The sequence below is a fragment of the Allobacillus sp. SKP2-8 genome (assembly GCF_007559355.1).
In the GTDB taxonomy this organism is placed as follows: Bacteria; Bacillota; Bacilli; order Bacillales; family Alkalibacillaceae; genus Allobacillus; species Allobacillus halotolerans.
In genome coordinates, this window is the sequence record NZ_VMHF01000004.1 from 37458 (window position 1) to 47820 (window position 10363).

Consider the following 10363-nt stretch of genomic DNA (forward strand, 5'->3'; position numbering starts at 1 on the left):
CCCACTTTCTTAAGACTCATCCATGCTAGACTATTTGTACGATATTCTCGGATCTAAATAAGAATAGAGTAAGTCAACGAGCAAATTAATCAGGACAAAAACAAAAGCAATAAATAAAATAGCCCCTTGCACGACGGTAAAGTCACGTTGGTTAATACCGGTTAACACCATTTGGCCTAATCCCGGTAAAGAGAAAATCTGTTCAATGATGACCGTACCACCGAGTAAAACGCCAATTTGCATCCCGATAATCGTTAAAATCGGAATCAGCGCATTTTTAAAAGCATGATTGAAAATGACCACTCGCTCCCTCACACCCTTAGCGCGTACAGTACGAATGAAATCTTGCCGCAATATTTCCAAAATGGACGATCTAGTCATCCGCATGACTGCTCCAGCCATTCCTGTTCCAAGCACAAAGGCAGGTAAGAAAAGGAATTGTAGATTCTTTACTGGATCTTCGAAAAAACCGACATATCCGACTGGCGGGCTGTAATTGAAGCTAAGTGATAGAACTAAGATTAAGATTGTTGCCAACGCAAAGTTTGGAACGGATACTCCTAATAAGGAAATGATCCGAACGGAGAAGTCCGTTTTTGTATTCCGTTTCACCCCAGCAATAATGCCGAGTGGAATAGCAATAATCCATGAAATGAAGGCTGCTAAAATGGTCAATTCAAACGTGATCGCAAAGCGGCTTAAAATTTCCGGCAGAATTTCTGCCCCGGTCCGCATCGATACACCGAAATCCCCGACAAGCACACCGGACATCCATGTAAAATATTGCTCATACAACGGCATATTAAGACCAAATTTATTACGTAGTGCTGCTAATGATTCTTCTGTAGCGCTTGTACCGAGAATTGTTTGTGCGACATCTCCCGGGATGACTCGAAGCGTAAAGAAAATAACGACCGAGACACCAAACAACACTGGAATAATCATGAGAAGCCTTCTAATTATATATGCGTACATGAATCTCACCCTTAAGTAGAAAGATGAGGCTGCTTATCAATAAGCAGCCTCTCATTCTTTTTTAACCCGGAGCAACCAACATTGTATAAACCTAATCGAGTTGCTCGGTCAATTGAATAATGAACTTATTTCTTCGTTGTTTCTACAATATATTCAGCATTGTGCGGGTATGGTTGATAGTTTTCAACAGAGTCCCGAACAGCCACATAGTTTTTCGGAGAAACTAAGAATAAGTTTGGAGACTGTTCCAATAGATGATTTTGTGCTTCTACATAAATTTCTTGACGTTTCTCATCATCAATCGTTGTTTTACCATTTGTAACGATTTCATCGTACTCTTCATCTGCATAACCCCATACGTTTGCAGAACCTTCAGAATTAAAGAAGTAGTTCATTGCACGGTCTGGGTCACTTCCGGAACCGTTTCTTCCGACAAGAACGTCAGCAGAAGTATTTGACCAAATGTCGATATACTCGCCCCATTCAACTTGTTTAATGGATGCATCAACACCGATTTCTGCCCACTGTTGCTGTAGAATCTGAGCCGTATCAATCATGTCAGCATACGTAGAAGCTGCAGTGATTTCAATTTCAAAGCCGTTACCATAGCCCGCTTCTTCCAATAACTGACGTGCTTGATCAAGATCATTTGAATAAAGATCATGTTCTTTCACATCGATCGACCAGTTCCCCATAGATGGTGCAATCGGACCACTGACTGTCGCCTGGCCATTCCATACGATATCCGCAATCGCTTCACGGTTCGTCGCAAGACTTAGTGCTTGGCGGACCTTTTGATTACTTAAGATTTCGTGGTTCATATCAAAACCAACATAGCTATATTCCAATGTTTGAAAATCCATCACATTGACGTTTTCTTCGTTTTCCAAAAGCTCAGCCGATTGTGCGGTAACAGTAGTCATATCGACTTCACCCGTACGCACCGCTGATAATCTAGAAGCTTCTTCAACCATTGTGTAATATTCCAGTTTGTCTACTGCTGGCTGTCCTTCAACATAATAATCTTCGTTTTTGGATAGCGTTACACGGTTATCTGGAACCCATTCTTCCAATTTGAATGGTCCTGTTCCTACTGCAACCTGCTGCAAGTCACCATTTTCTTCAACAACTGCTTGATTGACGATCGCTGCACTAGAGTTTGTCAGATTCGTTAACAGTGTTGCATCCGGACTTGCTAAGTGGAACGTAACTTCGTAAGTGTCCGTTGCTTCCATGCTATCGATCGAACCAAGATAAGAAGCAATATGTGAACCCGTTTCTTCATCTAAAATACGCTCAAAACTATAAATGACATCTTCTGCTGTCACTTCGTCTCCATTATGGAAAGTGACACCTTCTCTTAATTGGAAAACAAGTGTCGTATCGTCTTTCCAGTCCCACTCTTTCGCAAGATCTGAAGTAATTTCCATGTTTTCATCGAAACGCACTAACGTACTGTAAATTTTTGAATAAACACGAACGGATGAATGTGCTGGTGTAATATGTGGATCAAGTCCTGCCGGTTCTTGATCGTTCGCAATTTTCAACACTTGCTCGCCAGACGATTCTTCTTCATTGCCTTCTTCCGTTTCTGTATTTGTATCTTCCGTTTTCTCCGTATCTGTTTCACCGGACGCTCCTTCATCATCGCTTCCTCCACAAGCCACAAGCAACATCATGAATGTAATCGCAAACAAAGCCAAAAGAATTTTTTTGTTTTTCAAGAGTTTCTACCTCCTAGTATTTTTGAATCGAATCCACTACTTTTTGATGTACCTGTAAGCGATAAGGATTAATGTTCTTTGGTGTCGATTCATTCAAGCGGTTCGTTAAAATAATCCCCGTCAGCTCATTGGTTCGGTCAAGCCAAATCGATGTTCCTGTAAATCCTGTATGACCAACTCCAGTCGGAAATGGTTCACCCGAATGCCAACCGAGTCCTCTTTGTTCGATTAACGAGCAAAGCGATCGGTCGACTAACTCTTGCTCAATAAAGACGGTTCCTTTATGTAGTCCCCCTTTTCTATATAAATCTAGTATTTTTTGTAAATCATCTATACTTCCAAATAACCCTGCATGGCCTGCTTGACCACCGAAAAAATAATGAGCATTGCCATCATTCACTTCGCCTTTCATGGCTTGATCGAAATCTCTCCAACCATCGAAGGAAGTATTGCGTTCGGAACACATTTTTCTCTCTGTCTGGTTCCCGAACTCTGTCTGTATAACGGTCTTGTCATTCGTTACAGGCCCGTAGGTTAATGTCCGAAGTTCTAAAGGTTTTACGATTTCGCTATTCACAAAATCATTTAGACGCATATCTGTAATTGCTTGGATTACTTCACCCAATAACATGAAATTCAAGTCACTATAAACCGTTTTTTTCTCTTGATTATGTGTGAGTTCCATTTGGGTTAAAGCTTCCAAAAAATCTCTCGTTTGTAGACTATAAAATGGATACCATGCCCTCAAACCGGATGAGTGTGTTAATAGTTCTTCGATTGTAATGTGGCCGATTTCCTTTGCGAGTGACTTCGGTAGTGATACATGCTCAGCTAATGTTGATTCGAGTGATAGCTTTTTCTCTGTGATTAATCTGAGAATACCTGTCGTCGTGATGATTTTTGTCAGACTCGCCAAATCAAAAATCAATGGATCGGTCGGTTCATTGATCCACCTGCCATCCGAGTAAGACAGCCGGACCATTTCGTGATTAGCCTGCTTGAATAAGAGATCGACTGTATTAAAATAGTTTTCTGTTAGATAAGAATCTGTGATGGTCTGGACTTCTTTTTGTAATTCCATCATTATCACCTACTGTTTCAGCAATTGTTGAATCGCTTCTTTGACGAATCCATTCGACGCCTTCAATGCAAGTTTTACAGATTCATAAGTTTGATTTGTCATGATCATGACGATTGCCGGCTTCACTTGAAATTCTGTTTCTTGTAAAACAGCTTCCGCTTCTTCGTACCGAACATCAGCGGCTTCTGCCACAATCGATTTTGCGCGCTCGCGAAGTTTATGATTAGACGCCTTGACATCGACCATGTAATTTTTATAAGCCTTCCCCACCTTGACCATGGAAATGGTTGAAATCATGTTCAATACCATTTTGTGAGCGGTAGCCGCTTTTAACCGAGTCGATCCTGTCAAAATCTCCGGCCCTGTTTCTACTTCAATAGAGTAATCGGCATATTGACTGATTTCACTCTTTTGATTACTCGCGAGACTGACCGCTGTCGCTCCAATTTCCTTGGCGAATTTCAGCGCGCCGATCACATAAGGCGTGCGGCCACTTGCCGCAATACCGATCACGACATCGTTTTCAGTCAAGTTTCTTTGAGATAAATCATTCCTGCCATTCACTTCTTGATCCTCAGCACCCTCTACAGCTACGAGAAACGCTTGCTGACCGCCAGCCATGACCGCTTGTACTTGTTCCGGCGGAGTACTGAATGTCGGCGGGCATTCAACCGAATCTAAAATCCCAATCCGTCCACTCGTTCCGGCACCAATGTAAAATAACCTCCCTCCGTTTTGAAAACTTTCGCAAACTTTTTCAATCACTTGCTCGATTGAAGGTAGCTCCTTGGCAACCGCATCAGCAACCAAACGATCCTCTTCATTTATCAGCTGAAGAATTTCACGGACCGGCATCTGATCGAGTTGCAAAGATTTTTGGTTTTGTCTTTCTGTCGTAAGCTTCGTTAGCATATCCATGTTCATACCTTCCTACTTAATATGAAAGCCTTTTCAAAAGTGGTTTTAAAAAAAGACTTACACTTAAGCTAAGTACTATATATTCATTGTATAAAATAAAATATCAAATTTCAACAATATTTTGTGAAATTTATTTTTATTTAGCAGTTGATTGTTAAAATTCTGAAAGGAATTACTTATAGTATGGGGCATATACCTACATCATCCGGGGTGGTTCCTCTGAGATTTGATTGGGCGCATATAAATGAAAAGTGGGAGCATATTTTCTGCCGGCGGGCTCATATATCGCCTGGTCGGTCGCATATGTGTAGAAAACGGGGCATAACACGCCAGGATAGGTCCATATTTCCTGGGATTGGGCGCATATATATCTACATCATCCAGATCGGTTCCTCCGAGATTTGATTGGGCACATATAAATGAAAAGTGGGCGCATATTTTCTGCTCGCGGGCTCATATCTCGCTTGGCCGGGCGCATATATGTAGAAGACGGGGGCATAACACGTCAGGATAGGCCCATATTTCCTGAGGTTGGGCGCATATATCTACATCATTCAGATTGGTTCCTCCAGGATCTGTTGGGCACATATAAATGAAAAGTGGGCGCATATATCCTGCTCGCGGGCTCATATCTCGTCTGATCGGTAGCATATGTGTGGAAACCGGGTACATATTGCGACATATAGGGGGCATATTTTCAAAAGATGGTCGCATATACGGCCGATAAAATCATCTTACTTCAGCGCCAACAGCAAAAAATCACTCCAGCAACAAAATTAACTGGAGTGAAATTCTATTTCATTATGTCGTTTCACTTTTTTCCCGATGGAACCATCATAACTCTATGTGATTCTTTAATTTCTCATCCAATTCAATCCGCGGATTTTCTTCCAATAACATCACAACGAACTTTTCTTCATGATCTGGAGAAATTAACGCGACCTTATAATGTCCATATAAAATTTCCATCCGATTTATCGATAAGGCCGGTGCTGAAAATGGGTTTTTTGTTTTACTTAACTTTTTAATTTCGCCGATTGGCACGGTTGTTTTAAACGGTCCTGAACGTATAACGATCTTTCCGTCCTCTACTAAATAACCCGTTCCAAACCAAATCCATAACAAAAATCCAATCAGTAATACGTTAATGATGATGCCGATCAAACTATCATACGCGATTAGCTGAAAGCCACTAGGTTCGCCACCTACAAAATAAACGCCGACTAAAAATAAAATAATTCCCCAGAATATCAAGAAAAAAAGCAAATCTTTTTTGGACGGAAAATACATCGGCAAACCTCTTCTCGAAATTTTTATAAGGAACCATGCCAGTCACGTGAACTGACATGGCTTCAACTAACGCTCATTAAATAATTCCAAAACTATTCAACGTAAGCAATAACGTAATCGCAAATATAATCCATCCGACAATATTTAGCCATGTTCGGTTTGTATTTTCGCCGAGCATTCGACTGTTGTTCATGACGAACATCAAGAATAGAACGATAATCGGCAAAATGAGTCCGTTCGCATATTGAGAGAATACGATGAGCTGAATTGGACTATAGCCCATACTAGCAAACACGACACCTGTAATTAATATGAACAACCATATGGCACGGAATTTATAGGATTTTAGGTTTTGTTTCCAACCGAGTACCCCCGTTGTCGCGTATGCTGCAGCAAGTGGCGCCGTCATCGCTGAAGTGATTCCTGCTGCAAAAATACCAATTCCGAAGACATATTTTGCCCACGTACCTAGTAGTGGCTCCAATTGGTCCGCCATATCAATCGGATTCTCGATATTTGTTCCAAGCGGAAAAGCTACCGCTGCCGTCACGATGATCGAAACGGTAACAACCATGACGATGACCATTGAAAAAATAATATCAAAACGGCTATCGCCTAAACGCTCTTTTCCTTCATACCGTTCTTGCACCGTTGCCGATTGTAAGAAAAGCGTATAAGGTACAATCGTTGTCCCGATTAAAGAGATCACTAAAATTGCTGCCCCATCGGGAATTTCAGGAGCAAACCCACCAAAAATCTCGCCGATATCCGGTTTGATGACAATTGCCGTGAGAATAAAACTAAAACTCATAACGGCTATTAATACAATAAAGACACGCTCAATCATCTGATAATTTCCAAACCATAAAAGCAATGCAGCAATCACACCAATAATAATCGACCAGTAGGCAACAGGCGTGTCCGTCAGTGCAGCCACACCAATGGCTCCACCGGTAATGTTACCCGCTTCGTATGCCGCATTCCCGACGAAAATCGCTGAAATAATCAACAGGATTGTACCCGTTTTCAAAATCGGATTCTGAAATTGATTTCGAAACGCCGCACCCAAATCCATCCGAGACACAACCCCTAAACGAGTCGTCATCTCTTGCAGAAACATCGTCGCCAAGACGGAGAAGACGAGCGCCCAAATGAGTATGTAACCAAATTCCGCACCAACAGATGAGGCCGTCGTCACCGTTCCCGGCCCGACAATCGCTGCTGCGACAATCGTTCCTGGTCCAATTCGTTTAATCCGTTCGACCAACCCTTTCCGAGCCATAAAAATCTCCCTTTCAATCTTTTTTGACTCAAGTATACATTTTTTTCTGATTATTGACAAAGCTCGAGGATATAAAAAAAGCCTCAACAGCAATTTCTGGCTATTGAAGCTTTTTGAACAATGCATTATTTTTCATCAATAAAGTATTGTGCACCGTTTGCCACACGTTCTTGTGGACTCAGTCGGTGTCCATCTTGGTCTTCGATTCGGATTTCACCTTGCAAATGCTCACTGAATGCTTCTTGATCATAAGTCATGAGTGCATCTCTCACCCGTGCACCCATAAACACTTCAACTTCTTTTCCATTGACATAAACATTCACTGTACCATCTAAACCTTCTAGTTCACTCATGCAATCACCTCGTTATTTTCTGCCTCGAATTTTGTTATATAATTTCTTAGCTACAAATACACGAAATAACATTCGAAAAATCCACCGCATCAGGGACACACCTTTTTTGCTGTTTTAGAATACTATTCCCCGAACACCGTTTTTTCAATCATCATGAACATAGAAGCGCACCGGTTTATAACTTTCCATGCGTAAATTTTTGAGTCAACTTGAAATAGATATAAGATGCAATGACTACACCGAAAATGGCAATGCCCCAGCTGAGAATCCAATGCAGTGTAGCATGATCGATCATATCCAAAATCCAATTGCCGAAAAAGTAAATAATGATGACACCAACCGCGACAGCTGTCACAAGACTAATAATGAAACCAATCCATTCGCGGAATTTTAGCCTTTTTAGATCTTTCCACATTAGCAGTAATGTGCCCATTAGCAACAATACAAATGAGATGATTTCCCCCATAACGCTCCTCCTCTATTGTTCGAGACATGACAAACAAATTCGAACGGCTTCTTGTAAATCCGCTTGAGACCAACTTGGAATCCGCCCATGTTCGACAGCTAATTGGTGTGAAGCCGGGATATGAATAAACCCTGCTGGCGCTTGTTGTTTATTTTGTTGAAAGTAATAAAGCGCTCTGTACATGACATGATTACATAAATAAGTTCCAGCTGAATTAGATATTTTCGCGGGATACCCCGCTTTATGCAAGCAGTCGACCATTTGCTGAATCGGTAATGTTGAAAAAATGCCATCGGGTCCTTCCGTATGTATTCGCTCGCCCCGCGGCTTGTTCCCTGCATTATCTGGTTGATCGGACTCATTACAATTAATCGCAATCCGCTCAAGCGTTAGTTGGTTTCTTCCACCTGCAAGACCTAAAGATACAACAGCATCTGGCCCCACTTCATCCATCAATTCGATCATCGCATTGCCACTTTTTTCATAATCAACCGGCAAATTTTTGCCGATCACCTGGTACCCAGCTATTTCTATTCCATGAAGATTTTCAACAATATTCATCGTCGGGTTTTCACTGAAATTCAAAAACGGTTCAAAACCGGTTAGCAATAACTTTTTCATTTGCCTCGCTCCCTTTTCTGTCATTTTAACACATCGGAGATATGATAAAATGAAGAAAATAACTGAATGTTTAAAGGAGTCATTCCATGATCCCGATTCAAAAAATTACGTTACATAAATTACGTATGCAGATGAAAAATCCGTTTCAAACGAGTTTTGGTACGCTCCAGAATAAAGAACTTTTTATCATTGAAATCGAGGACGGTGAGGGTAACCGTGGTTACGGCGAATCCGTCGCCTTCACAGAGCCTTGGTATACCGAGGAAACCGTCGCAACGACAGAGCATATGCTCATTGATTTTTTAATCCCGTTATTGACGGAAAAACCAATCGATCATCCGAGTGAAGTAACCGAACGCTTTGCAGTCATCCGACGGAATAACATGGCGAAAGCATCCATTGAAGGCGCGGTGTGGGACCTTTATGCCAAAAGAAAAAACATTTCGTTGAGTGAAGCGCTCGGAGGTAGTCAAGAAACGATTGATGTCGGGATTAGTCTCGGTATTGCACCTACGACCGATGAATTGCTCGATCGCGTCCAAGAAAAATTAGATGCCGGCTATAAGCGGATAAAACTAAAAATCAAGCCCGGCTTTGACATCGAGCCACTGACCGAGGTGCGTAAGAAATTTCCGGATGTACAATTGATGGTTGATGCCAATTCTGCCTACACCCTAGAAGATATGGCACATTTGAAGCAATTGGATACGCTCGATTTGATGATGATTGAACAACCACTCGGTCATGATGATATTGTCGATCACGCTATGTTGCAACAAGCGATCGAAACACCGATCTGTTTAGATGAAAGTATCAACTCATTTGAAGACGCTCGGAAAGCTGTCGAGCTCGGAAGCTGCCAAGTCATCAACATCAAAATCGGACGCGTCGGCGGACTGACCGAAGCCAAACGCATTCACGACTACTGTGCCGAGAAAGGAGTAGATGTTTGGTGTGGCGGCATGCTTGAAGCAGGCGTTGGACGGGCGCACAACATCGCACTCACAAGCCTGCCGAACTTTACCGTACCCGGTGACACCGCAGCCCCCGCACTTTATTGGGAGCAAGACATTATTACACCGGAAGTAACCGTCCAAAACGGCGAAATCACTGTGCCAACGGGTGCAGGAATTGGATTTGACATCGATTATGAGGCGATGGAGAAATTTACGATTGATCAGAAGGTGTTTGAATTTTGATTCGGCTTTGATGAACGTGTTTAGTGCTAAGCGGTCAAAAGAGTTTGTTTAACGTTCAAAGAATGTGCGGGATCGTTTAAATGAGGGCGCTCAACGTTCAAATCATGCGCGGGATCGTTTAAATGAGGGCGCTCAACGTTCAAATCATGCGCGGGATCGTTCAAATGAGAGCGCTAAACGTTCAAATCATGCGCGGGATCGTTCAAACGAGAGCGCTCAACGTTCAAATCATGCGCGGAATCGTTCAAATGAGAGCGCTCAACGTTCAAATCATGCGCGGGATCGTTCAAATGAGAGCGCTCAACGTTCAAATCATGCGCGGGATCGTTCAAACGAGAGCGCTCAACGTTCAAAAAATGCGCGAGACCGTTCAAACAAAAGTGCTCAACCGTTCAAAAGATAAACACGACCGTTCAAACGGTGTGGATAACCGTTCAAAGTACGCAAGTGAACG

General features: G+C 42.2%; 11 protein-coding genes. 2 read left to right on the forward strand and 9 right to left on the reverse strand.

Annotation, left to right across the window (positions count from 1 at the left end; genetic code table 11):
• Positions 1-30: 30 nt before the first annotated feature.
• From FPQ10_RS05825 to FPQ10_RS05865, 9 genes are all read right to left on the reverse strand, one after another.
• Positions 31-975 (reverse strand): ABC transporter permease, encoded by a 945-nt coding sequence (locus FPQ10_RS05825; RefSeq protein ID WP_144161704.1) that lies wholly within the window; start codon positions 973-975, stop codon positions 31-33.
• Positions 976-1100: 125 nt separating this feature from the next.
• The gene (locus tag FPQ10_RS05830; protein WP_144161707.1) at positions 1101-2699 is read right to left on the reverse strand and encodes an ABC transporter substrate-binding protein; all 1599 of its coding nucleotides are present in this window, start codon (positions 2697-2699) and stop codon (positions 1101-1103) included.
• Positions 2700-2712: 13 nt separating this feature from the next.
• A complete protein-coding gene (locus FPQ10_RS05835) occupies positions 2713-3780 on the reverse strand; it encodes a serine hydrolase domain-containing protein (RefSeq protein ID WP_186278561.1) in 1068 nt (355 codons plus the stop codon).
• Positions 3781-3789: 9 nt separating this feature from the next.
• Entirely contained in the window at positions 3790-4692 is a 903-nt protein-coding gene (murQ, locus tag FPQ10_RS05840; RefSeq protein WP_370512027.1) for an N-acetylmuramic acid 6-phosphate etherase, read from the reverse strand.
• 840 nt (positions 4693-5532) lie between these two features.
• Positions 5533-5988, reverse strand: a complete 456-nt coding sequence (locus FPQ10_RS05845; protein ID WP_144161716.1) for a PH domain-containing protein — start codon at positions 5986-5988, stop codon at positions 5533-5535.
• 76 nt (positions 5989-6064) lie between these two features.
• A complete protein-coding gene (locus FPQ10_RS05850; protein WP_144161719.1) occupies positions 6065-7270 on the reverse strand; it encodes an Nramp family divalent metal transporter in 1206 nt (401 codons plus the stop codon).
• Between the two features lie 125 nt (positions 7271-7395).
• On the reverse strand, positions 7396-7623 hold the full coding sequence (locus FPQ10_RS05855) for a hypothetical protein (RefSeq protein WP_144161722.1): 228 nt from the start codon (positions 7621-7623) through the stop codon (positions 7396-7398).
• A 175-nt stretch (positions 7624-7798) separates the two neighbouring features.
• On the reverse strand, positions 7799-8089 hold the full coding sequence (locus FPQ10_RS05860; RefSeq protein ID WP_144161725.1) for a hypothetical protein: 291 nt from the start codon (positions 8087-8089) through the stop codon (positions 7799-7801).
• 12 nt (positions 8090-8101) lie between these two features.
• Positions 8102-8710 (reverse strand): pyroglutamyl-peptidase I, encoded by a 609-nt coding sequence (locus FPQ10_RS05865; RefSeq protein ID WP_144161728.1) that lies wholly within the window; start codon positions 8708-8710, stop codon positions 8102-8104.
• Positions 8711-8796: 86 nt separating this feature from the next.
• On the opposite strand from FPQ10_RS05865, the gene menC reads away from it, so the two are divergent.
• A complete protein-coding gene (gene menC / locus FPQ10_RS05870) occupies positions 8797-9909 on the forward strand; it encodes an o-succinylbenzoate synthase (RefSeq protein ID WP_144161731.1) in 1113 nt (370 codons plus the stop codon).
• Between the two features lie 164 nt (positions 9910-10073).
• On the forward strand, positions 10074-10363 hold a 290-nt coding region (locus tag FPQ10_RS12975), incomplete at its 3' end, for a hypothetical protein (RefSeq protein WP_186278563.1).